Source organism: Streptomyces sp. NPDC042336 (assembly GCF_055581985.1).
In genome coordinates, this window is the sequence record NZ_JBVJEA010000004.1 from 107377 (window position 1) to 129708 (window position 22332).

A 22332-nucleotide genomic window follows, 5' to 3' on the forward strand; every position below is an offset into this window, starting at 1 on the left:
TCACCGAGAGGGGCGAACAAGCGATGAGTACGGCGGCCGAGACGACGGGCGGCGACATCGAGCCGTGGGAAGAGGTCACGCCTGACGCGGCCCGGCGGCTTCTGGTCGCGGCGGTGGAGGCGTTCGCCGAACGCGGGTACCACGCGACCACGACCCGCGACATCGCCGGGCGGGCCGGCATGAGCCCGGCCGCGCTCTACATCCACTACAAGACCAAGGAAGAGCTGCTCCACCGCATCAGCCGCATCGGCCACACCCGGGCGGTGGCCATCCTCCGCTCCGCGGCCCAGGGCGAGGGCGGTGCGACCGAACGGCTCGCCGACGCCGTGAGTTCCTTCGTCCGCTGGCACGCCGGGCGCCGGACCACCGCGCGGGTCGTGCAGTACGAGCTGGACGCGCTCGGTCCCGAGGCCCGGGAGGAGATCCTCACCCTCCGGCGGCAGTGCGACGCCGCGGTGCGCGGCATCATCGACGACGGCGTGGCGACGGGCGAGTTCGACGTGCCGGACGTCAAGGGCACCACGCTCGCCGTGCTGTCGCTCTGCATCGACGTGGCCCGCTGGTTCAACGTGAACGGCCCCCGCACGCCCGACGAGGTCGGCGCCCTCTACGCCGACCTCGTGCTGCGGATGGTGGGAGCCCGAGACCGCTCCGGCGCGGCCTAGCTACAGGTAGTAGCGCGACACGGACTCGGCGACGCACACCGGCTTGTCGCCGCCCTCGCGCTCCACGGTGAAGGCGACGCTCACCTGGATGCCGCCCTTGACGTCCTCGACCCCCGTGATCGTCGCCGTGGCGCGCAGCCGCGAGCCGACCGGGACGGGGGAGGGGAAACGGACCTTGTTGGTGCCGTAGTTGACGCCCATCTTCACGCCCTCGACCTGGATCAGCTGCGGCCCGAAGAGGGGGAGCAGCGAGAGCGTCAGGTAGCCGTGCGCGATGGTGGTGCCGAACGGCCCGGCGGCGGCCTTCTCCGGGTCCACGTGGATCCACTGGTGGTCCCCGGTCGCCTCCGCGAACAGGTCGATCCGCTTCTGGTCGACCTCCAGCCAGTCGGTGTGGCCCAACTGCTCGCCCACCGCCGCCTTCACCTCGTCGGCGGACGCGAAGATCCTCGGCTCTGCCATGTTCCGGCCTCTCTGCTCGCTCGACCTGTGTACTCGACTCTAAGCGACTGCTTAGCATGGTCGCCCGCGGAGCCCCTGTCAACGGACCTGACCCGTTCGCGCGGGTGACCGGGTCGGTAGGGTCTGAGGAGTGCCTCAGCTTCCCGAGAAGATCCAAGAACTCACGGTCGGCCAGCTCGCCGCACGCAGCGGCGCCGCCGTCTCCGCCCTGCACTTCTACGAGTCCAAGGGCCTGATCAGCAGTCGCCGGACCTCGGGCAACCAGCGCCGCTTCAGCCGTGACGCGCTGCGCCGGGTCGCCTTCGTCCGGGCCGCGCAGCGGGTCGGTATCCCGCTGGCCACGATCCGCGAGGCGCTCGCCGAGCTGCCGCAGGGCCGCACACCCACCGAGGAGGACTGGGCCCGGCTCTCCCGGTCCTGGCGCTCCGAACTCGACGAGCGGATCAAACAGCTCAACCGGCTGCGCGACCACCTCACCGACTGCATCGGCTGCGGCTGCCTGTCCCTGGAGACCTGCGTCCTGTCCAACCCCGACGACGCCTTCGGTGAACGCCGCGCCGGCTCGCGCCTGCTCGTGGAGCGCCGGGGCCCGGCCGCCTCCACTTCCGCCACCCCCACCACCTCCACGCCCGCCGCCGCGGCCACCGGCGGTGGGCGGCCGGGCCGTGCTCAGGGCCGGGAAGAGCCGTGTTGCGGCGACTGACGGTCCGGTGAGCCGGGCCCGGTCGACATCAGTGGCCGCCCCGGCGCGCCGAGGCGCACTCCCGCAGTCCCGCGGCGACCAGTTCGGCGTTGGACGCGGCCCGGCTGCCGTCCGGCAGGAACAGGGTGTCCTCCAGGCCGATCCGGGTCGCCAGGCCCAGCCGGCCGGCCAGACGCAGCACCGGCCAGGCGCCGCCGTCCTCGCCGTGCAGCAGGACCGGGCGGCCGTGGGCCGGGCCGAGGGCGGTCAGCAGGGCGCGCGCCGAGTCGCGCGCGGTCGCCGGGTCGGGGTCCGTGACCTCCGCCAGCACGCGCAGCACCTTCGGTCCGAGCGGTGAGCGCAGGAACCGGGCCGCCCCGTCCGTGCCGGACCAGACGCCCGCCTCCACCGCCACCCCGCGCTCGATCAGGGCGGCCGCCGTCTCCTCGGCGCCCGGTTCGTGCCAGTTGACCGACGCGTGGTCGGGCAGTGCCGTCCAGCTCCGTATCCGCGCCGCCCGGGCCGCGGGACCGGGCTCGGCCCAGGCGCCCGTCGTGACGCCGACCGGTACCGACGCCGGGACCCGCGCCCTGATCGCCTCCAGCGTCGCCGCGAGCACGCGCGTGGACAGCGTGTCCCGCCCGCACGGTGTCTTCGGGTGGACGTGGACGTCCGTGGCTCCGGCGGCGACCGCCGCGGCCACCGAGTCGGCGACCGCCTCCGGCGAGAGCGGCACCACCGCACCGTCGGCGCTCCCCCGCGCCCCGTTCACACACAGCTGCACCATTCCCCCATGGTGCCGGGTGCCACTGACGACGCCCGCCGGGCCCGGTGCCGTACCGGCCACCGGGGGTGCGGCATCCCCGGCACACCCCCGCGGCCGGCTATGCCGACATCAGCAACCGTCCCCGCCGGGCGTCCGCGCACGCGTCGGCAGTGAGGACGGGCCGCGGCACGAGGATGCCGCAGTCCGTGCAGACCGGGCCCGTCGAGGGCTCGTGGTCCAGGTCGTACTTCCAGACGAGGCGCTCCCCGTCGCACACCGGGCACACGGAGCCCGGTTCACGCTCCAGCGCCGAGATCAGCCGGCGCAGCACCTCCGCCAGCGGCCCGTCGGGGTGGACCCGGGGGTCGTCGCACCAGGCCACCCCGAACCCGCCCCAGGTCAGCCGGTGCCAGTCGTCCACGCTGCCCGGCCTGCGCAGCCCGTCGTGCTTCTCCTTCCTGCGCCGCTCGGCGAACTCGACCTCGTAGGCCAGCCACACCGACCGCGCCTCCTCCAGCTCCTCCAGTGCGGCCACGAGCCGCGCTGGGTCGGGGGAGCGGTCCTCGGGACCGAACCCGGCCCGGGAGCAGAGATGGTCCCAGGTCGCCCTGTGCCCATAAGGGGCAAAACGCTCAAGGCACTTGCGCAGTGAATAGCGTCGCAGCGCCAGGTCGCACCGTGGATCGCGGACCTGTCTCGCCAGACTTCGGAAACCGGCCATCGCCCTGCACCTCCGTCACACCTGCACCTGTTACTCGGGTCACTCCGGCGTCGTCGTACGGACGTCGCCGAATAGACGTATCGACAACCGATTCGGCTCCATCCGATTTCCGATGTCCCCCATAAGCCGATCCACTCGCTCCCAAAAAGTGACGCATGTTCATCTTCCAACTCGGGGATACCGGCGGTAACGTCCCGCCACACCCCCGTCGGGAGGAGCTGCCATGCCACGGCGCACCCCACGCAACGCCCTCGACAGACTGAGAACTCCCCGCGGCTTCCACGGGTTCCTGAAGGCCGCATCCGTATGCGCGCTCATTGCCGGAGTTTTGTCACCGCTTTCCCCGGCGATGGCCGCCGGGGACACGACCGTCGAGGCCACGGTCGCCCCGGCCGCCGCCAACGACCACTGCGGCGGGCAGTGTTCCGACATCCTGCCGCCCGGCCAGAACGGCAACGCCACCCTCGCCCAGATCCTCCTCAACCAGGCGTTCGGCACCCAGCCCGCGCACGCCGAGGACCAGCTCGGCCCCTACGCGAACCTCGCCACCGGCTACCAGGGCCTCACCAACGACAAGATCAACACGTTCTTCAACGACGCCTCCTTCGGCGTCCCCGACGGCCAGGCCGCCTCCACCGTCCGCCCCGCGGGACGCGACGACGTGACCATCGTCCGCGACAAGAAGACCGGCGTGCCGCACATCACCGGCACCACCCGCTACGGCACCGAGTTCGGCGCCGGCTACGCCGCGGCCCAGGACCGGCTGTGGCTCATGGACCTCTTCCGCCACGTCGGACGCGGCCAGTTGACCCCGTTCGCCGGCGGCGCCCCCGCCAACCAGGGCCTGGAGCAGCAGTTCTGGCGCAGCGCGCCCTACACCGAGGACGACCTGGAGGCGCAGATCGAGAGCGCCGCCGCCAAGGCCGGCGAGCGCGGCGAACTGGCCCTGGCCGACGTGGACGCCTACGTCGCCGGCGTCAACGCCTACATCGACGCCTCCGACAAGGGCCGCTACTTCCCCGGCGAGTACGTGCTGACCGGCCACAAGGACGCCATCACCAACGCCGGCACCATCGAGCACTTCAAGCGCAGCGACCTGATCGCGCTGGCGTCCGTCATCGGCTCGCTCTTCGGCGCGGGCGGTGGCGGCGAGGTCAACAACGCGCTCTCCCTCCTCGCCGCCCAGGAGAAGTACGGCGTCGCCGAGGGCACCGAGGTCTGGGAGTCCTTCCGCCAGCGCAACGACCCCGAGGCCGTCCTCACCCAGCAGGACGGCAGCTTCCCGTACCTGCCCACGCCGGACGACCCGCAGGGCCGGGCCCTGCCCGACGCCGGGTCGGTCGAGGCGGAACCGCTGGTGTACGACCGTACCGGCAGCGCCGGCGCCGCGGGCGCGACCGGTGCCTCCGCCGAGGCGGCGGACGCGGCCGTGACATCGGCGCGGCGCGGCATGTCCAACGCCCTGGTCGTCAGCGGCGAGCACACCGCGAGCGGCCACCCGGTTGCCGTCTTCGGACCGCAGACCGGCTACTTCGCCCCGCAGTTGCTCATGCTCCAGGAGATCCAGGGCCCCGGCATCAGCGCCCGCGGCGCCTCCTTCGCGGGCCTGAGCATGTACGTCGAACTCGGCCGCGGCCAGGACTACGCCTGGAGCGCGACCACCTCGGGCCAGGACATCATCGACACCTACGCCGTCGAGCTGTGCCAGGACGACTACCACTACCTCTACCGCGGCACCTGCACGCCCATGGAGAAGGTCGAGCGGCACAACGCCTGGAAGCCGACCGTCGCCGACTCCACCGCGGCGGGCTCCTACACGATGCGCGTCTGGCGCACCAAGTACGGACCCGTCGAGTCCCGCGCCACGGTCGGCGGCAAGAAGGTCGCCTACACCACCCTGCGCTCCTCCTACCTCCACGAGGCCGACTCGATCATCGGCTTCCAGATGCTGAACGACCCGGACTACCTCAACAGCCCGGAGCGCTTCCAGGGCGCCGTCCAGCACATCAACTACACCTTCAACTGGTTCTACGCCGACTCCGAGCACACCGCGTACTACAACAGCGGCGACAACCCGGTGCGCGCGAACGGCGTCGACGCCGAGTTCCCGGTCTGGGCCCGGCCGGCGTACGAGTGGCAGGGCTGGGACCCGGCCGGCAACACCGCCCGGTACACCGGCGCGTTGGCCCATCCGCGGTCGGTCGACCAGGACTACTACGTCTCCTGGAACAACAAGCAGGCCAAGGACTACCCGGCCGCCTCCTGGGGCAACGGCTCCGTCCACCGCGGCAACCTCCTCGACGACCGGGTGAAGAAGCTGGTCGCCCAGGGCGGTGTCACCCGCACCGCGCTGGTCAAGGCCATGGCCGAGGCCGCCCTCGCCGACCTGCGCGCCGAGGACGTCCTGCCCGACCTGCTGAAGGTGGTCGAGTCCGCGCCGGTCACCGACCCCGCGGCGAAGACGGCCGTGGACCGGCTCAAGGCGTGGCTGTCCGCAGGCGGTCTGCGCACGGAGACCTCGGCCGGTTCCAGGAAGTACGCCCACGCCGACGCGATCCGCACCCTGGACGCCTGGTGGCCGCTGCTGGTGAAGGCCGAGTTCGAACCCGGCCTGGGCAGCGACCTGTACAGCGCCTTCACCCGCAACCTGCCCGTCGACGAGTCCCCGTCCGCCGCCCACGGCCCGACCGGCGCCCACGCCGGCAGCGCCTTCCAGTACGGCTGGTGGAGCTATGTCGACAAGGACATCAGGGCCGTGCTCGGCGAGTCCGTCAAGGGCCCGCTGGCGCACACCTACTGCGGAGCGGGCGATCTCGCCGCCTGCCGGGACAGCCTGGTCTCCACCCTGGAGGAGGCGGCGGGCCGCACGGGCGCCCAGGTCTATCCCGGCGACGACAACTGCTCGGCGGGGGACCAGTGGTGCGCCGACTCGGTGATCCACCGCACCCTCGGCGGCATCAAGCACGGCGGCATCGGCTGGCAGAACCGGCCGACCTACCAGCAGGTCGTGGAGTTCACCTCCCACCGGTGACCGGCCGGTACGACGGTCACCTGTAGAGCAGGTACTGGCGGCGTGTCCTGCGGAACGCCGCCAGTTCCGCCTCCCAGCCGGCCACCACCTCGCCGGTGTCCGCGCCCGCGTCGATCATCGTGCGCACCCGTGCGGAGCCGGTGAGCTTGTCGATCCAGTTGTCCGGCCGCCAGGCGAAGCCGTCCCAGGTCCGCTTCGCGGTCACCAGCAGGGCGATGCCGGTGCGCACCGGGTCGAAGGCGGCCCGGTCGTGCACGTGGAGCTGCACGCCCCCGACGGTCCTGCCCTGGAACTTGGAGAAGGTGGGCTGGAAGTACGCCTCCCTGAAACGCACGCCCGGCAGCCCGACCTCGTTCGCGGCGGCGGCCCAGTCCCCGCCGATGCCCTCCGCGCCCAGCAGCTCGAACGGGCGGGTGGTGCCGCGCCCCTCGGAGAGGTTCGTGCCCTCGAACAGACAGGTGCCCGAGTACACCAGCGCGCACTCCGGTGTCGGCATGTTCGGGCTCGGCGGCACCCAGGGCAGCCCGGAGGCGTCGTAGAACTCCGAGCGCTTCCAGCCCGTCATCGTCACCGTCTCCAGCGGCACCGGCGAGGTCAGGAACTCGCCGTTGAACAGCAGCGCCAGCTCGGCGACCGTCATGCCGTGCGCCTGCGCGATCGGCTGCCGGCCGACGAAGGTCGCGAACTCCTTGTGCAGGACCGGACCGAGGGCCGCCCGCCCGGTCACCGGGTTCGGCCGGTCCAGGACCACGAACCGCTTCCCCGCCAGCCCGGCCGCCTCCATGCAGTCGAACAGCGTCCAGATGTACGTGTAGAAGCGCGCGCCCACGTCCTGGATGTCGAAGACGACGGTGTCCACGCCGGAGGCCGTGAACACGTCCGCGAGCGGCTGCCCGCTCTTCAGGTACGTGTCGTAGACCGGCAGCCCGGTCGCGGGGTCGTCGTAGCGCCCCTCCGAGCCGCCCGCCTGCGCCGTACCGCGGAAGCCGTGCTCGGGGCCGAAGACGGCCGTCAGGTCCACCCGGTCGTCGGCATGCATCACGTCGACGATGTGGCGCACATCCCGGGTGATGCCGGTCGGATTGGTGATGACGCCGACCTTCTGCCCCCTGAGCGGGGCGTAGCCGCCGTCGGTGAGGCGCTCGAAGCCGGTGCGCAGCCGGCGGCCCCCGTCCCCCGCGGGCGCGGCCTGCGCCGTGCCCGCCGAAGCGGCGGCGGCAGTGGTGCCGGCCGCCACCGCGGCCGTCGTGGCGAGCAGGTTCCGTCTGGACAGCGTCATGCGGTGACCTCCGTGATCGCGGCGGGTGTCATGCGCACGCACGCTAACCCGCGCCCGGACCGCAGGGAATGGAGTAGACCGCGGTTCACCTCTTCCGCCGAACATACCGACTGGTTAGTCTGACGCTGTGGCGGAGTCGCCGCGCGGGCGTCGTGGCCGTCCCACGGCCGCGCCGCGGCTCCGTGGCAGCCGCGCGGATGTCGTACTGATGTCGTGTCGAAGTCGTGTCGAAGGAGACCGATGGTGGAAGCCGTGCAGGATGCCGGAGTCGTCGTCACCGGGGCGGGAGGCGGCATCGGCGCCGCGCTGGCCCGCCGCTTCGCCGCCGGGGGAGCCCGCGTCGTCGTCAACGACCTGGACGCGGGCCGCGCGAAGGCCGTCGCCGACGAGATCGGCGGCATCGCGGTCCCCGGCGACGCCTCGACGATCGTCACCGATGCCCGCGACGCGCTGGGCGGCACGGTCGACGTGTACTGCGCCAACGCGGGCGTCGGCAGCGGGGGCTCGGAGGCCGCGGACGAGACGGTCTGGGCCCTCGCCTGGGACGTCAACGTCATGGCCCACGTGCGGGCGGCCCACGAGCTGCTCCCCGACTGGCTGGAGCGCGGCAGCGGCCGCTTCGTCTCCACCGTCTCGGCCGCCGGACTGCTCACCATGATCGGCGCCGCCCCCTACAGCGTCACCAAGCACGGCGCGTACGCCTTCGCCGAGTGGCTGTCCCTGACGTACCGCCACCGCGGGATCAAGGTCCACGCCATCTGTCCGCAAGGGGTGCGCACCGACATGCTCACCGCGAGCGGCAGCGCGGGCGAACTGGTGCTCCAGCCCACCGCGATCGAACCGCAGGACGTCGCGGACGCCCTCTTCAAGGGCATCGAGGAGGATCGCTTCCTGATCCTGCCGCACCCCGAGGTGGCGGAGTACTACCAGGCACGGGCCACCGAACCCGACCGCTGGCTGCACGGCATGAACCGGCTCCAGCGGCAGTGGGAGGAGGCGACGGCCCGGTGACCGGCTCCCGCTACGCGGCCAAGCCCTGGCTGGCACTGCTGACCGATGCGCAGAAGGCCCCGCTCGACCCCGACGCCTCCCTCGTGCACGCCCTGCGCAGGGCGGCCGCCGAGGCTCCCGACCGCGTCTTCCTCGCCTACTTCGACGGCCGCCTCACCTACCGTGAGGTGGACGAACTGAGCGACTCCGTCGCCGGGCACCTCGCCGCGCGCGGCCTGGAGCGGGGCGACCGGGTCGCGGTCCTGCTGCAGAACTCCCCGCACTTCGTGCTCGCCGTCCTGGGCGCCTGGAAGGCGGGCGCGGTCGTCGTGCCCGTCAACCCGATGTACAAGTCGGGGGAGGTCGGCCACGTCCTGCGGGACGGCGAGGTGGCCGCGCTGATCTGCTCCGACCGGGCCTGGGCGTCGTACCTGCGCGAGACGGCCGCCGACTCGCCGGTGCGGATCGTGCTCACCGGGTGCGAGCTGGACTTCCAGACCCGCCAGGACGCGCGCGTGCTGACGTTCGAGCGGCTGCCGGACGCCCCCGACGCCGACGACCTCGCCCGGGTGGCCCGCGCCGGTCACCGGGCACCCGAAGACCGCGACCCGGAGCCCGGCGACACCGCGCTCATCAGCTACACCTCCGGCACCAGCGGCACACCCAAGGGCGCCACCAACACCCACCGCAACATCATGTACAACGCCGAGCGGCAGCGCACCGGGCTCGGCCTGCCCGAGGCGCCGGTCTACTTCGCGCTGGCCCCGCTGTTCCACATCACCGGCATGGTCTGCGAGTTCGGCGCCTGCCTGAACAGCGTGGGCACCCTCGTCCTGGCGTACCGCTTCGAGGCGGGCGTCGTCCTGGACGCGTTCGCCGAGCACCGGCCGCACTACACGGTCGGTCCGTCCACCGCCTTCATGGCGCTCGCCGCCCACCCCTCCGTCACCCGCGAGCACTTCGCGTCCTTCGCGAACATCTCCTCGGGCGGCGCCCCGCTGCCGCCCGCCCTGGTGGAGAAGTTCCGCGCGGGCTTCGGCCCGTACATCCGCAACGGCTACGGGCTCACCGAGTGCACGGCGCCCTGCGCGTCCGTACCGCCGCACCTGGAGGCCCCGGTGGACCCCGTCTCGGGGACCCTGGCGGTCGGCGTGCCGGGCCCCGAGAGCGTCGCGCGGATCGTCGACGACCAGGGCGCGGAGGTGCCCTTCGGGGAGCAGGGCGAGATCGTGGTCAGCGGCCCCCAGGTCGTCCCCGGCTACTGGCGCCGCCCGGACGCCACCGCCGAGACCTTCCCCGGCGGCGAACTGCGCACCGGGGACATCGGCTTCATGGACGCCCGGGGCTGGCTCTACGTCGTCGACCGCAAGAAGGACATGATCAACGCCTCCGGCTTCAAGGTCTGGCCGCGCGAGGTCGAGGACGTGCTCTACACCCACCCCGCGGTGCGCGAGGCGGCCGTCGTCGGCGTGCCCGACGGGTACCGCGGAGAGACCGTCAAGGCGTACATCAGCCTGCGGCCGGGCGCCGCCACGGACCCGGACGCACTCGTCGCGTACTGCGAGGAGAGACTGGCCGCCTACAAATACCCGCGCCAGGTGGAGATCCTGCCCGACTTGCCGAAGACGGCGAGTGGGAAGATCCTCCGTCGGGAACTGCGTTCCGCCGGCGGCGGGACGCAGCAGTGAACGGACAGTGAAAACGGAAAGGCAGGTGACGGCAGTGCCCAGGACCACGGACGGGGACGGCACTCCGGTGCCGCAGCGGCTCCTGGCCGCCGCCACCCGGCTCTTCGCCGAGCAGGGCTACGACCGCACCTCGGTACAGGAGATCGTCGAGGCGGCGGGCGTCACCAAGGGGGCGCTCTACCACTACTTCGGCTCCAAGGACGACCTCCTGCACGAGGTGTACGCGCGCGTGCTGCGCCTCCAGCAGGAACGCCTGGACGCCTTCGCGGACGCCGACGCGCCGGTCGAGAAGCGGGTGCGGGACGCGGCGGCCGACGTCGTCGTCACGACCATCGACAACCTCGACGACGCGTCGATCTTCTTCCGCTCCATGCACCAGCTCAGCCCGGAGAAGAACAAACAGGTGCGCGCCGAGCGCCGGCGCTACCACGAGCGCTTCCGCGCACTCATCGAGGAGGGACAGCGGACCGGCGTCTTCACCAAGGAGACCCCGGCCGACCTGGTGGTGGACTACCACTTCGGGTCCATCCACCACCTGTCCACCTGGTACCGGCCGAACGGCCCGCTCAGCCCGCAGGAGGTCGCCGATCACCTGGCCGACCTGCTGCTGCGCGCGCTGCGTCCCTGAGCCGACGGTCCCCCCGCAGGCTCAGGGGGGACCGTCGCCCGGCTTCAGAGGTACTTCTTGATCTCCCGGCGGGCCAGCGAGCGCTGGTGGACCTCGTCCGGGCCGTCGGCGATCATCAGCGTCCGCGCCCCGGCGTACAGCTCGGCCAGCGGGAAGTCCTGGCTCACGCCGCCCGCGCCGTGCAGCTGGATCGCCCGGTCGATGATGTCGACCACCGCGCGGGGCGTGGCGATCTTGATGGCCTGGATCTCGGTGTGCGCGCCCCGGTTGCCGACGGTGTCCATCAGCCAGGCGGTCTTCAGCACCAGCAGCCGCAGCTGCTCGACGGTGACCCGGGCGTCCGCGATCCAGTTGTGGACCACGCCCTGCTGGGCCAGCGCCTTGCCGAAGGCCTCGCGGGACACCGCGCGGCGGCACATCAGCTCGATCGCGCGCTCGGCCATGCCGATCAGCCGCATGCAGTGGTGGATCCGGCCCGGACCGAGCCGGGCCTGGGCGATGGCGAAGCCGCCGCCCTCCTCGCCGATCAGGTTCGACACCGGCACGCGCGCGTGGTCGAACGTCACCTCGGCGTGGCCGCCGTGGTAGTGGTCCTCGTATCCGAAGACCTGCATCGCACGGTTGACGGTCACGCCGGGCGTGTCGCGCGGAACCAGCACCATCGACTGCTGGCGGCGGATGTCCTCGCCGTCCGGGTCGGTCTTGCCCATCACGATGAAGATCCCGCAGTCGGGGTTCATCGCCCCCGAGATGTACCACTTGCGGCCCGTGATGACGTACTCGTCACCCTCGCGCTCGATGCGCGTGGTGATGTTCGTGGCGTCCGAGGAGGCCACGTCCGGCTCCGTCATCGCGAACGCCGAGCGGATCTCCCCGGCGAGCAGCGGCTCCAACCACTGCTTCTGCTGCGCCGCGTCGGCGAACTGGGCCAGCACCTCCATATTCCCGGTGTCCGGCGCCGCGCAGTTCGTCGCGGTCGGCGCCAGCTGCGGGCTGCGGCCGGTGATCTCGGCGAGCGGGGCGTACTGGAGGTTGGTGAGACCGGCGCCGTGCTCGGCGTCGGGCAGGAACAGGTTCCACAGGCCCTGGCGGCGGGCCTCGGCCTTGAGGTCCTCCACGACCTGCGGGGTGTTCCACGGCGAGGCGAGGCGGGCGCGCTGCTCGTGGGCGACCTGCTCGGCCGGGTAGACGTACTCGTCCATGAAGGCGAGCAGCTTGGCGCGGAGTTCCTCGGTGCGTGCGTCGTACGCGAAGTCCATGGCGGGGTCAGCCCTTCTGGAGGGTGGTCAGGCCGTGCTCGATGAAGACGGGGACGAGGTCGCCGATGCGGTCGAAGCCGCGGCCGACCGTCTGGCCCAGCGTGTAGCGGTAGTGGATGCCCTCCAGGATCACGGCGAGCTTGAACCACGCGAACGCCGTGTACCAGGCGACCGTCGAGACGTCGCGCCCCGAGCGGGCGGCGTACCGCTCGACCAGCTCGGCGGGGGCGGGGTGGCCGGGCGCCTGGGCGGTGGTGGAGACGGGGGAGTCGGGCATGCCGAGCGGGCTGCTGTACATCACCAGCAGGCCCAGGTCGGTCAGCGGGTCGCCGAGCGTGGACATCTCCCAGTCGAGGATCGCCCGGATCTCGTCGTCCTCGCCGCCGATCAGGACGTTGTCGAGGCGGTAGTCGCCGTGCACCACCGTCGGGGCGGGGGAGCGGGGCAGCTCCCGGCCGAGGGTGGCGTGCAGCTCGTCGATGCCGGTCAGGTCGCGGTTGCGCGAGGCGTCGAGCTGCTTGGCCCAGCGGCGGAGCTGGCGGTCCAGGAAGCCCTCGGGTCGGCCGAAGTCCGCGAGGCCCACCTCGGCGGGGTCCACCGCGTGCAGGCCGACCAGCGTGTCCACCAGGTTCAGCACGGCGGCGCGGGTGCGCTCGGGCCCGAGGGGGGCGAGCTGTTCGGCGGTGCGGAACGGGGTGCCGTCCACGAACTCCATCACGTAGAACGGCGCCCCGAGCACCTCCTCGTCCTCGCACAGGAGCACCGGGCGCGGGACGGGCACGTCGGTCGGGTACAGGGCATCGATGACGCGGTGCTCGCGCCTCATGTCGTGCGCGGTCGCCAGGACGTGGCCGAGCGGCGGGCGTCGTACGACCCAACGGGCGGTGCCGTCCGAGACCGAGTAGGTGAGGTTCGACCGTCCGCCCTCGATCAGCCGGCCGGACAGCGGGCCGGTCACCAGACCGGGCCGCTCGCGGTCGAGCAGGACGCGCAACCGGTCGAGATCGAGTCCGGGCGGGTGGTCGGGGCTCATCGTCTCTCCCTGGGGGACGGGTGAACAGTACCCGACACATGATGCCGACCGGTCGGTATGCCGTCCAGTGGGCGGGCCGAACGTGATCGGCGTTACGGCCGGTTCTGCGGGGCCTCGCCGCCTCGGGAACCTTGGGGGTCTTCGGGGTCTCGAGGGCCTCGGGGGGCCTCGGGGGCCGGGGGGGGGCTCGGGGGCCGGGGGGGCTCGGGGGCCTCAGAGGACGAGCAACGCCCCGCAGGCGGCGAGGGCCAGCGTGCACAAGGCCGCCGCGGCGGCGTGGGCCGGGGTGAGGGCGCGGGGCCTGTTCGCCGCGGCGAGGGTGCCGATGCGGCCGTGGGCGATCCGCAGGAAGGCCAGCCACAGCACGCAGCACAGGGCGGCGGCGAGCACCGAGACGGTCGTCGCACCCCCGTGCAGCGCGGTCTTCGCGGCGAGTACCGCGACGACGGTGCCGGACAGGGTGGTACGGCGCCAGGCGAGCCGGGTGCGCTCGGGCTGGAGCCCGGGATCGCGGTCCGCCGGGGCCGCGTCGGCGCCGCTCACGCTCAGCCCTCCCAGCCGGTGAGGACCACGACGACCATGACCACGGCGACCACGGCCACGACCAGGCTGAGCAGTGCCGGGAAGCGGGAGACGGGGAGGTCCTCGCCCCGGCGCATGGCGCGTTCGCAGCGCGCCCAGTGGTTCACGGCCCGCAGCGAGCACAGCACACCGGCGGCGAGCAGCGCGAGCGCGAGCCCGACCCGCCAGCCCCAGCGCAGGTCGGGCAGGAACTGGTCCACCGCGAACCCGCCGCCGATCAGCGCGAGGGCGGTACGCAGCCAGGCGAGGAACGTACGCTCATTGGCCAGCGAGAACCGGTAGTCGGGGGTGCCCCCTTCCTGCCGCACCTTCGCAGGCACGAACCACAGCCGAACGCTCCGCACGAAATCGATCACCCGGGGACCCTATCCGGCCTCCGTCGCGGGTGACTGCGGCGGGCTGTGCGGGGCGGTGGGGGGGGTGCGGGGTGCCTGCGGCGCCTGTGCGGCTCCGGTGGGGGGTGCCTGCGGCGCCTGTGCGGGGTGGTGGGGGTTCGCGGTGCGGGGTGCCTGCGGCGGCCTGTGCGGGTTCGGTGGGGGTGCGCGGTGCGCGGTGCGTTGTGGGTGGGTCGGGGCCGTGCCGGGGGGTGTCCGTCCTCGGAACGGCGCGGAATCGGTCGGCCACAGATCTCCCCCGGCGTTGACGCGCCAACCGCTGCGGGCGGACACCCCCCGACACGGCCCCTTCTCGCCGTGCGCGACTGCGGCCCGCCGACGCCGCGCTGCCCCGGCCCGCCGTACGCGGCTCTCCCGCCGCATCCCCCTAGCTGCGGGCAGTCGTGCCGCTGGGGCGATGGGGGTCCCCCCGCTCGAGCGAAGCCGAGAGTGGGGGAGGGTGGGCGCAGCGGCACCCCGCTGCGCCGGGCCGCGCTCCCCACCTCGCGCCCACACTCACGCCGGGTGCCGAGGGGACGCCGGATCAGTGCACGTCCCGCCAAGATCGCAGCCGCGCATACGCCGACAGACCGTCCGGCACGAATTCCCACTCCCCGAGCCGTCCCTCCAGCTCCGCCTCCGGCAGGAACCCGTACCACGCCACCTCCTCCACCTGCGGAGACACCGCCCCCGTCACCCGCACCTCGTACACCGCCGACCACCACGTCCGCCCGGCCCCGTCGTCGTACAGGAACTTGAACAGGAACTCCGGCCGCGGCAGCCCGCTCACCCCCAGCTCCTCCTCCGCCTCGCGCAGCGCCGCCTCGTCGTAGGACTCGCCCGCGCCCACCACCCCGCCGACGAACATGTCGTACCGCCCGGGAAACACCAGCTTCGTCGCCGTGCGACGGTGGACGAAGACCCGCCCCTCGGGGTCGCGGGCCCACACGAACACACACCGGTGCCGCAGCCCCCGGGCGTACGCGTCACCGCGCCGGGCCCGCCCGACGACACGGTCGTTCTCGTCGACGATGTCCAAGATCTCGTCAGCAGAGCTCATCTGCCCATCCAAGCAGCCGCCGCGGGCCTCAGCGCCGCTCCAGCGCCGGTTCGCGCCCGCTCTCGCCCGAGCCCGTCCCCTGCGGCATCGCCGGGTGCAGGCCCAGCAGGACGATGCCCGCCACGACCGACGCGAGGCCGCCCGCCTGCCACGCGAGCGCTCCGGCGTCGGTGTGCAGCCGGTCGCCGAGGAAACCGACCCCGCAGGCGATGCCCGCGAGCGGCTGGGCAGCCGTCAGCGCGGGCAGCGACCTGCGCAGGGGCGCCGTCTCGAAGGCGCTCTGGACCAGGACCAGACCGGTGACGCCCAGCACGACCACGGCGTACGGCTGCCAGCCCGTCAGCAGCTCGGCGAGGCCGCCCGCCGAGAAGCGCCGGCCACTGACCCGGGTCAACGCGTCCTGCACCCCGTACAGCAGACCGGCGGCCAGGGCCAGCAGCGTCGGACCCCAGGTCAGCCGCAGGCGGCCGGCGCTCAGCGTGAGCAGAAGGGCCAGGCCCAGCATCACGCCGACGATCAGCCAGTGCCGCAGCGGGTCGGTCACCGCGCTGCCCCCGCGCGGCTCGCCCGCCAGGATGAACGCGGTCACCCCGCCCGCCAGCAGCGCGAGCCCGGCCCAGCCCTGGCGGCCCAGCGGCTGCCGGGTCTGGATGCGGGAGAGGGCGAGGGCGAAGAGCAGGTTGGTCGCCAGCAGCGGTTCGACGAGGGTCAGTTCGCCACCGCCCAGCGCGAGCGCGCCCAGCGCCATACCGGCCACCATCAGCCCCATGCCGGCCAGCCAGCGCGGCACCCGTACGAGGTCGAGCAGGAGGCGGGGCGAGAGGAAGTCGCCCAGCGGGGCGCGCTGGGCCGCGTTCTGCTGGAGGACGAAACCGAAACCCAGACAGCACGCGGCGCACACGGCGAGAACCAGAACGAGAACCGACACGCTGCGTACCTCGATCATCAGTCGGGTCACGGGGGCGTCGGGGCCGACTCTAGTGCGGGTGGGCGCCGGATGCCGGGCGAGTGGCGCATTCGGGAACCGAAGCGGCGGCGGCCGGCCGGGACGGCGACGGTGGCCGCCGTCGCAACAAGTGCCCCTGGAGTCACGTGAGTTGACGCGTGTAACAACCTGATTCCTCTTGACGTCAAGCCTTGGCTGCCGCTTTGCTGTGCGTGATCAGTTCATGGCAATCCGGCTACGACGACCTGTCGCGTCGCGTGAGGGAGTTTCCCGCGGTGTCCCCACCCCCGCCTCCCCTCGGCCGCGGCCGCAAACGCGCGGCCCAGGCCTTCGACGAAGCCCTCGACGACGCCGAACTGGCCGCCGGGCGCACCGCGTTGGCTCAGGGGCGCTGGCAGTCCGTCCGCTCCCTGCTGGTCCACACGGGTGACGACTGGGACCGCCGGGGACACCGGGTGACGGTGCTCGCCAAGGAGTCCCACTGCGCCGCCTGGGCCCGCGAGTGGCTGCTGGCCGAACCCGACTCCGCCGACGCCTCGGTGCTGCTCGCCCTCGCCCTGGTCCACCGGGCCCTGCGGGGCCGGGAGAAGCCCGCCCGGGTCCGCGAGGTGTGCCGGGACGCCGCCGCCCTGGTGCCGGACGATCCCACGCCCTGGCTCGGGCTCCTCATGCTGGAGCGCTCCCTGGGCGCGGACGAGGACGTCGTCCGTGTCTTCGACGAGGTGCGCGGCCGGTACGCCGACCACCACCACGCGCACCACCTGATGGTGGCCCGGCTCGCCGAGCGCGGCGGCCCCGACCCGCTGCACGAGGTGTACGACTTCGCCAACTGGGCCGCCGAGCAGGCCCCCGCCGACTCCCCGCTGGCCATCCTCCCGGTCGTCGCGCACGCCGAGCGCTACCGCGTGCTCGCCGCCGCCGGACACGAGTCCCCCGACCCGGCCGCCTCCGGCCACTGGGTGGGCCGCCGCGCCCGGCTGGTGATGAAGGCGGCCTTCGACTGGTGGCTGGAGTGGGAGCAGGACGGCCACCCGCGCCGGCTGATCGACCTCAACTTCCTCGCCCACGCCAAGTCCTGCGAGGGCCGCGGCGCCGAGGCCGCGGCGCTGTTCCACCGCATCGGCGAACACGCCACGCCGGCCCCGTGGTCGTACCCGGACCGCGACCCGTTCCCCGCCTTCCGGGCCGCCCGCGCCGGCGCCCTCGGCACGGGCTGACCGCCGACGACCCGACGCACACCACCCACATGAGAGAAGGACGTCCTGCGATGACCACGGACAGTTCGAGCACGAGCAGATCCGCGAGCGGTGGCGCCATCAGCACCTTCAAGGGCGAGGAGCGCGCCCTGCGCGCCGACCGGCTGGGCACGGGCGGGCTGCTGCTGTCCGTGCTCGCCGCCACCGCCCCGCTGATGGTGGTCGCGGGCGTGATGCCCACCACCTTCGCGGTCATGGGCATCGTCGGACAGCCGCTGCTCTTCGTGCTGCTGGGCGTGGTGCTGATCCTGTTCAGCGTCGGGTACGCCGAGATGAGCCGGCACGTCCACAACGCGGGCGCCTTCTACGCCTACATCTCCCGCGGACTGGGCGGCACCGCCGGCGCGGGCGCCGCCCTGGTCGCGCTGGTCGCCTACAACGCCCTCCAGGTCGGCATCTACGGCATCTTCGGCTTCGAGGTCTCCGGCCTGCTGTCCACCTACGCCGACCTCGACGTGGCCTGGTGGATCCCGGCCCTGCTGGCCGTCCTCGCGGTCGGCGCGCTGGGCTGGCTGAAGATCGACGTCAACGCGCGCGTGCTGGGCGTCCTGCTGCTCATCGAGGTCGCGCTCGTGGTGGCGTTCGACATCGCCGCCGTCGCCGACCCGGGGGCGCAGGGACTGTCGCTGCACGCCTTCAACCCGGACACCCTGACCGGCGCCGGGGTCGGCACCGCGCTCTGCTTCTGCATCGCCGCCTTCCTCGGCTTCGAGCAGGCGCCGGTGTACGCCGAGGAGACCAGCCGGCCGCACGTGCTGGTTCCGCGTGTCATGTTCCTGGCGGTCGGCGGGGTCGCCGTCTTCTTCGCGCTCAGCAGCTGGGCCCTGACCGTGGCCACCGGCCCCGACAGGATCGTCGGCACCGCGCAGGAACAGAGCGCCGGACTGCTCTTCTTCCTGACCGAGTCACGGCTCGGCGGCACCTTCACCGACGTGCTGCACGTCCTGTTCGTCACCGGCATGTTCGCCGCGCTGCTGAGTTTCCACAACGTCGTCGCCCGGTACGCCTTCGCCATGGGGCGCGAGGGGCTGCTGCCCGCCGCCTTCGGGCGGACCAGCGGCACCAGCGGCGCGCCCGGTACCGGCTCGCTGCTCCAGACCGCCGTGTCCGCGGTCGTCGTCATCGGCTTCGCGATCGCCGACGACAAGCCGCACGGCGACCCGACCGAGCCCGTACTGCACCTGTTCACCTGGGGCGGCAACATCGGGGCCCTCGGCGTGATCGTGCTGATGGCCGCCGCCTCGTTCTCCGTGGTGGCCTTCTTCGTCCGGCGCGGCGCCGCCGGGGCCCAGGGCGTGCGCCTGGCCACCTCCACCGTCGCGGGCCTCGCACTGCTGGTGATCGCCGGCTACACGGTCAAGGACTTCGACGTCCTCGTCGGCGCGGGACCCGGCTCCGCCCTCAGCTGGGCGCTGCCCGGCATCATCGGCCTCGCCGCGGTCGCCGGCGTGGTGCAGGGCCTGCTCCTGCGCTCCCGCGCCCCCGAGCGGCACGCCCGCATCGGCCAGGGCAACGAGGCGTTCCAGCTGGACAAGGCCTCCTCCTCCTGACACCGGTCCGGGAAAGAGGGAGGGCCGGGGCCCGGACGCGCGTCCGGGCCCCGGCCCCAAACCGCTCAGGCGGCCGGGGCCGCGCCGAAGTCCAGCAGCACCTTGCACGACCGGCTCCGGTCCGCGGCCAGGTCGAACGCCGACGCCGCGTCCCGTACCGGCACCACCGCGCTGACCAGCGCGTCGAACGCGGGCTCGGCCGCGAGCAGGCGCAGCGCCGCGTCGAACTCGCCGTCGAAACGGAACGCCCCGCGCAGCTCGATCTCCCGGCTCACCAGCAGGTTCCCCGCGAACGGACTCTGCCCCGGGGGCAGCATGCCGAGCTGGACGACCACGCCGCCGCGCCGCACCTGCCGCAAGCAGGTGTCGAGCCCCGCGGCCACCCCGGAGGCCTCGATCGCCGCGTCGACGTCCACCGGCCAACCGGGGTCGCCCGGGTCGTCCGCCCGTACGAGGGTGTCGGCACCGGCGGCCCGCGCGTACTCCAGGGCCGCGGGCAGCAGGTCCGTCACCGTCACGTGGGCCGCGCCCGCCGCCTTCGCCGCCGCGACCACCAGGCAGCCGATCGGCCCGGCCCCGGTGACCAGCACCTGACGCCCGGCCAGGTCACCGGCCCGGCCCACCGCGTGCAGGGCGACGGAGAGCGGCTCGGCGAGGGCGGCGCGGCGCGGACCGAGGCCGGCCGGGAGGGGCCGCAGCTGCCCGGCGGGGACGACGATCCGCCCCGCGAAGCCGCCCTGGACGTGCGGGAAGCGGGCCGCGCTGCCCAGGTACCGGGTGTCCCGGCAGACATTGCGCCGCCCGTCCACGCACTCCGGGCACACCCCGCACGGGGTCGCCGGGTGCACGGCGACGGACGTGCCGGCCGCCGGACCGCGGGTGTCCGGGGAGCCGTACGCCACGACCGTGCCGACCACCTCGTGCCCGAGCAGCATCGGCTCGCGCAGGCGGAAGTCGCCGACGCCGCCGTGCCGCCAGTAGTGCAGGTCGGAGCCGCACACCCCGCCGTAGCGCACGGCGACCAGCGCCTCACCCGGGCCCGGGCGGGGGACGGGCACGTCCTCGACCCGCAGGTCGCCCGCGCCGTGGATCACACAACCCGGCACGACGGCCCCCGCGGCACCCTCCCCGGCGCTCACAGGACGCTCGTCATTCCGCCGTCGACGTACAGGATCTGTCCGCCGACGAAGTCCGCGGCGGGCGAGGCGAGGAACAGCAGCCCGCCCACCAGGTCCTCGGTACGGCCCCAGCGGCCAGCCGGAGTGCGGCCGCGCACCCAGGCGCTGAACTCCTCGTCCTCGACGAGCGGCCGGGTCAGCTCGGTCTCGATGTAGCCGGGGCCCAGCCCGTTGACCTGGACGCCGAGCGGGCCCCAGTCGGCGCACATGCCCTTGGTCAGCATCTTCAGCGCGCCCTTGGTGGCCGCGTAGGGCGCGATGCCCGGGCGGACCACCTCGCTCTGCAGCGAGCAGATGTTCACGATCTTGCCGTGGCCGCGTTCCGTCATCCGGCGGGCGGCCTCCCGGCCCACCAGGAAGGCGCTGGTGAGGTTGGTGTCCAGGACGCGGTGCCAGTCCGCGTCCGCGAACTCCAGCAGGGGTGCCCGCAGTTGCATCCCGGCGTTGTTGACCAGGATGTCGAGCGGCCCCACCCGCTCCTCGGCCTCCGCGATCCCGGCGGCCACGGACGGACCGTCGGTCACGTCGAACACCGCCGTGTGGACCTCGCCGGGCAGCCCGGCGGCGGCCTTCGCGAGACGGTCGCCGTCGCGTCCGTTCAGGATCACCCGGCAGCCGGCCTCCGCGAGGCCCCGGGCCAGCGCCAGTCCGATGCCCCGGCTGGAGCCGGTCACCAGGGCGGTGCGCCCGCCGATGTCGAAGAGGGGGTGGGCCGTCATCGTCGTACTTCCGTTCCTTCCGGCTGGTGCGTGGTGCGGTTGTGTGGCCGGCTATATGACCAGGGACAACAGCAGCACCAGGGCACCGGCGACCACCGAGATGATCGTCTCCATCACGGACCAGGTCTTGATGGTCTGGCCGACGTTCAGCCCGAAGTACTCCTTCACCAGCCAGAAGCCGGCGTCGTTGACGTGGCTGAAGAACAGCGAGCCGGCGCCGATGGCCAGGACCAGCAGGGCGGTGTGCGCGGTCGACATGTCGGCCGCGAGCGGCGCGACCAGACCGGCCGCCGAGACGGTCGCCACCGTCGCCGAACCGGTCGCCAGCCGGATCGCCACCGCGATCAGCCAGGCCAGCAGCAGCGCCGGGATCGACCAGTCCTTGGAGATCTCCAGGATCATCTGGCCCACACCGGAGTCGATCAGCGTCTGCTTGAAGCCGCCGCCCGCGCCGACGATCAGGAGGATGCCGGCGATGGGCGCCAGCCCCTTCTCGACCAGGCCGGAGAGGCGGTCCTTGCCGAACCCGGCGGGCCGCAGCAGCGTGAAGATGCCGACGAGCACGGAGACCAGCAGGGCGATCAGCGGGTTGCCGATGACGTCGAAGGCGCGCTGCACCCCGTTCTCCGGGTCGTCGACGATGATGTCGACCAGGGCCTTGAGCAGCATCAGCACGACCGGCAGCAGGATCGTGGACAGCGTGGCGCCGAAGCCGGGACGCTTGTCCAGCGTCTCGGAGGCGCGCTGCGGGATCATGCGGTCGGGGGCCGGGACGTCCACCCAGCGGGCCGCGTACTTCGAGAAGACCGGACCGGCGATGATCACCGTCGGGATCGCGATCAGCACGCCCAGCGCCAGGGTCACACCGAGGTTGGCGTCCACCGCGTCGATGGCGACCAGCGGGCCGGGGTGCGGCGGGACCAGACCGTGCATCACGGACAGGCCGGCCAGGGCCGGGATGCCGATCCGCATCAGCGAGTAGTTGCCGCGCTTGGCGACCATGAGCACGACCGGGATCAGGAGGACGATGCCGACCTCGAAGAACAGCGGCAGTCCGATGACCGAGGCGATCAGCACCATCGTCCACGGCATCGAGCGGGGCGTGGCCTTGGCGAGGATGGTGTCCACGATCTGGTCGGCGCCGCCGGAGTCGGCGAGCATCTTGCCGAGGATCGCGCCGAGGGCGATCAGGACGCCGACGCCCGCGACGGTGGAGCCGAGCCCGGCGGTGAAGCTGGTGATGACCTTGTCCAGGGGCGCGCCGGCGAACGCGCCGAGCGCCAGTGACCCGATGGTCAGCGACAGGAAGGCGTGCAGCTTGAACTTGGTGATGAGCAGGACGATGACGGCGATGCCCAGGAGCACGGCGATGCCCAGCTGGGCGTGGCCCGCCGAGGTGATCGGCTCGACGGGGTCCGCTGCCAGCATCTCGACGCTGAGTCTGGTCACGGTGGTTCCCTTGC

Annotated in this window: 21 protein-coding genes; 8 read left to right on the top strand and 13 right to left on the bottom strand. The window is 72.9% G+C overall.

The window, feature by feature from the left end; all coding sequences use genetic code 11:
• Positions 1 to 23 precede the first annotated feature (23 nt).
• Positions 24 to 665, top strand: a complete 642-nt coding sequence (locus tag ACZ6IM_RS11340; RefSeq protein WP_052842032.1) for a TetR/AcrR family transcriptional regulator — start codon at positions 24 to 26, stop codon at positions 663 to 665.
• Here ACZ6IM_RS11340 and ACZ6IM_RS11345 read toward each other — a convergent pair whose 3' ends face one another.
• Positions 666 to 1127, bottom strand: coding sequence for a MaoC family dehydratase (locus ACZ6IM_RS11345; RefSeq protein WP_052842031.1), 462 nt, complete (start codon positions 1125 to 1127; stop codon positions 666 to 668).
• Positions 1128 to 1257: 130 nt separating this feature from the next.
• Here ACZ6IM_RS11345 and soxR point away from each other — a divergent pair, with 130 nt between their 5' ends.
• On the top strand, positions 1258 to 1830 hold the full coding sequence (soxR, locus tag ACZ6IM_RS11350; protein WP_052842030.1) for a redox-sensitive transcriptional activator SoxR: 573 nt from the start codon (positions 1258 to 1260) through the stop codon (positions 1828 to 1830).
• Between the two features lie 28 nt (positions 1831 to 1858).
• Here soxR and ACZ6IM_RS11355 read toward each other — a convergent pair whose 3' ends face one another.
• Both ACZ6IM_RS11355 and ACZ6IM_RS11360 read right to left on the bottom strand, forming a co-directional pair.
• Positions 1859 to 2596 carry a 3-keto-5-aminohexanoate cleavage protein gene (locus ACZ6IM_RS11355; protein WP_469556066.1) on the bottom strand — a complete coding sequence of 246 codons (738 nt, stop codon included), beginning with the start codon at positions 2594 to 2596 and terminating at the stop codon, positions 1859 to 1861.
• 97 nt (positions 2597 to 2693) lie between these two features.
• Positions 2694 to 3296: a hypothetical protein gene (locus ACZ6IM_RS11360; protein ID WP_052842028.1), complete on the bottom strand. Its 603-nt coding sequence runs from the start codon at positions 3294 to 3296 to the stop codon at positions 2694 to 2696.
• Between the two features lie 223 nt (positions 3297 to 3519).
• Between ACZ6IM_RS11360 and ACZ6IM_RS11365 the strand changes: the two genes are divergently transcribed.
• Complete coding sequence (locus ACZ6IM_RS11365; RefSeq protein ID WP_469556069.1) at positions 3520 to 6327, top strand: penicillin acylase family protein; 2808 nt, start codon at positions 3520 to 3522, stop codon at positions 6325 to 6327.
• Positions 6328 to 6343: 16 nt separating this feature from the next.
• On the opposite strand, the gene ACZ6IM_RS11370 is transcribed toward ACZ6IM_RS11365, so the two are convergent.
• Positions 6344 to 7606, bottom strand: coding sequence for an exo-beta-N-acetylmuramidase NamZ family protein (locus ACZ6IM_RS11370; RefSeq protein ID WP_469556072.1), 1263 nt, complete (start codon positions 7604 to 7606; stop codon positions 6344 to 6346).
• Between the two features lie 240 nt (positions 7607 to 7846).
• Here ACZ6IM_RS11370 and ACZ6IM_RS11375 point away from each other — a divergent pair, with 240 nt between their 5' ends.
• Genes ACZ6IM_RS11375 through ACZ6IM_RS11385 form a run of 3 tightly spaced genes read left to right on the top strand, consistent with a single transcriptional unit; the run spans position 7847 to position 10912 of the window.
• A complete protein-coding gene (locus ACZ6IM_RS11375) occupies positions 7847 to 8617 on the top strand; it encodes an SDR family oxidoreductase (protein ID WP_052842025.1) in 771 nt (256 codons plus the stop codon).
• Positions 8614 to 10284 carry a class I adenylate-forming enzyme family protein gene (locus ACZ6IM_RS11380; RefSeq protein ID WP_469556076.1) on the top strand — a complete coding sequence of 557 codons (1671 nt, stop codon included), beginning with the start codon at positions 8614 to 8616 and terminating at the stop codon, positions 10282 to 10284. Before ACZ6IM_RS11375 ends, ACZ6IM_RS11380 begins: the two co-directional genes overlap by 4 nt.
• Positions 10285 to 10318: 34 nt before the next feature.
• Positions 10319 to 10912 (top strand): TetR/AcrR family transcriptional regulator, encoded by a 594-nt coding sequence (locus tag ACZ6IM_RS11385; protein ID WP_052842023.1) that lies wholly within the window; start codon positions 10319 to 10321, stop codon positions 10910 to 10912.
• 44 nt (positions 10913 to 10956) lie between these two features.
• On the opposite strand, the gene ACZ6IM_RS11390 is transcribed toward ACZ6IM_RS11385, so the two are convergent.
• The 6 genes from ACZ6IM_RS11390 to ACZ6IM_RS11415 all read right to left on the bottom strand — a co-directional run bounded on the left by ACZ6IM_RS11390 (position 10957) and on the right by ACZ6IM_RS11415 (position 16148).
• Positions 10957 to 12171, bottom strand: coding sequence for an acyl-CoA dehydrogenase family protein (locus ACZ6IM_RS11390; protein WP_052843908.1), 1215 nt, complete (start codon positions 12169 to 12171; stop codon positions 10957 to 10959).
• Between the two features lie 7 nt (positions 12172 to 12178).
• Entirely contained in the window at positions 12179 to 13204 is a 1026-nt protein-coding gene (locus ACZ6IM_RS11395; RefSeq protein ID WP_052843909.1) for a phosphotransferase family protein, read from the bottom strand.
• A 213-nt stretch (positions 13205 to 13417) separates the two neighbouring features.
• Positions 13418 to 13753 (bottom strand): DUF202 domain-containing protein, encoded by a 336-nt coding sequence (locus tag ACZ6IM_RS11400; protein ID WP_052837975.1) that lies wholly within the window; start codon positions 13751 to 13753, stop codon positions 13418 to 13420.
• Positions 13750 to 14142 carry a YidH family protein gene (locus ACZ6IM_RS11405; RefSeq protein WP_052837709.1) on the bottom strand — a complete coding sequence of 131 codons (393 nt, stop codon included), beginning with the start codon at positions 14140 to 14142 and terminating at the stop codon, positions 13750 to 13752. The genes ACZ6IM_RS11400 and ACZ6IM_RS11405 overlap by 4 nt, the downstream gene beginning before the upstream one ends.
• A 562-nt stretch (positions 14143 to 14704) precedes the next feature.
• Positions 14705 to 15220 carry an NUDIX domain-containing protein gene (locus tag ACZ6IM_RS11410; protein WP_469556079.1) on the bottom strand — a complete coding sequence of 172 codons (516 nt, stop codon included), beginning with the start codon at positions 15218 to 15220 and terminating at the stop codon, positions 14705 to 14707.
• Positions 15221 to 15248: 28 nt separating this feature from the next.
• The gene (locus ACZ6IM_RS11415; protein WP_052837977.1) at positions 15249 to 16148 is read right to left on the bottom strand and encodes a DMT family transporter; all 900 of its coding nucleotides are present in this window, start codon (positions 16146 to 16148) and stop codon (positions 15249 to 15251) included.
• A 293-nt stretch (positions 16149 to 16441) separates the two neighbouring features.
• On the opposite strand from ACZ6IM_RS11415, the gene ACZ6IM_RS11420 reads away from it, so the two are divergent.
• Together ACZ6IM_RS11420 and ACZ6IM_RS11425 are read left to right on the top strand one after the other, a co-directional pair.
• A complete protein-coding gene (locus ACZ6IM_RS11420) occupies positions 16442 to 17383 on the top strand; it encodes a hypothetical protein (protein WP_469556082.1) in 942 nt (313 codons plus the stop codon).
• A 50-nt stretch (positions 17384 to 17433) separates the two neighbouring features.
• Positions 17434 to 18972, top strand: a complete 1539-nt coding sequence (locus ACZ6IM_RS11425; RefSeq protein ID WP_469556085.1) for an APC family permease — start codon at positions 17434 to 17436, stop codon at positions 18970 to 18972.
• 65 nt (positions 18973 to 19037) lie between these two features.
• On the opposite strand, the gene ACZ6IM_RS11430 is transcribed toward ACZ6IM_RS11425, so the two are convergent.
• The 3 genes from ACZ6IM_RS11430 to ACZ6IM_RS11440 are packed head-to-tail and all read right to left on the bottom strand — an operon-like array spanning position 19038 to position 22318.
• Positions 19038 to 20078: an L-idonate 5-dehydrogenase gene (locus ACZ6IM_RS11430; RefSeq protein ID WP_469556401.1), complete on the bottom strand. Its 1041-nt coding sequence runs from the start codon at positions 20076 to 20078 to the stop codon at positions 19038 to 19040.
• 29 nt (positions 20079 to 20107) lie between these two features.
• On the bottom strand, positions 20108 to 20869 hold the full coding sequence (locus ACZ6IM_RS11435) for an SDR family oxidoreductase (protein ID WP_469556088.1): 762 nt from the start codon (positions 20867 to 20869) through the stop codon (positions 20108 to 20110).
• A 51-nt stretch (positions 20870 to 20920) separates the two neighbouring features.
• Positions 20921 to 22318 (bottom strand): GntP family permease, encoded by a 1398-nt coding sequence (locus ACZ6IM_RS11440; protein ID WP_052837714.1) that lies wholly within the window; start codon positions 22316 to 22318, stop codon positions 20921 to 20923.
• Between the last annotated feature and the right edge of the window lie 14 nt (positions 22319 to 22332).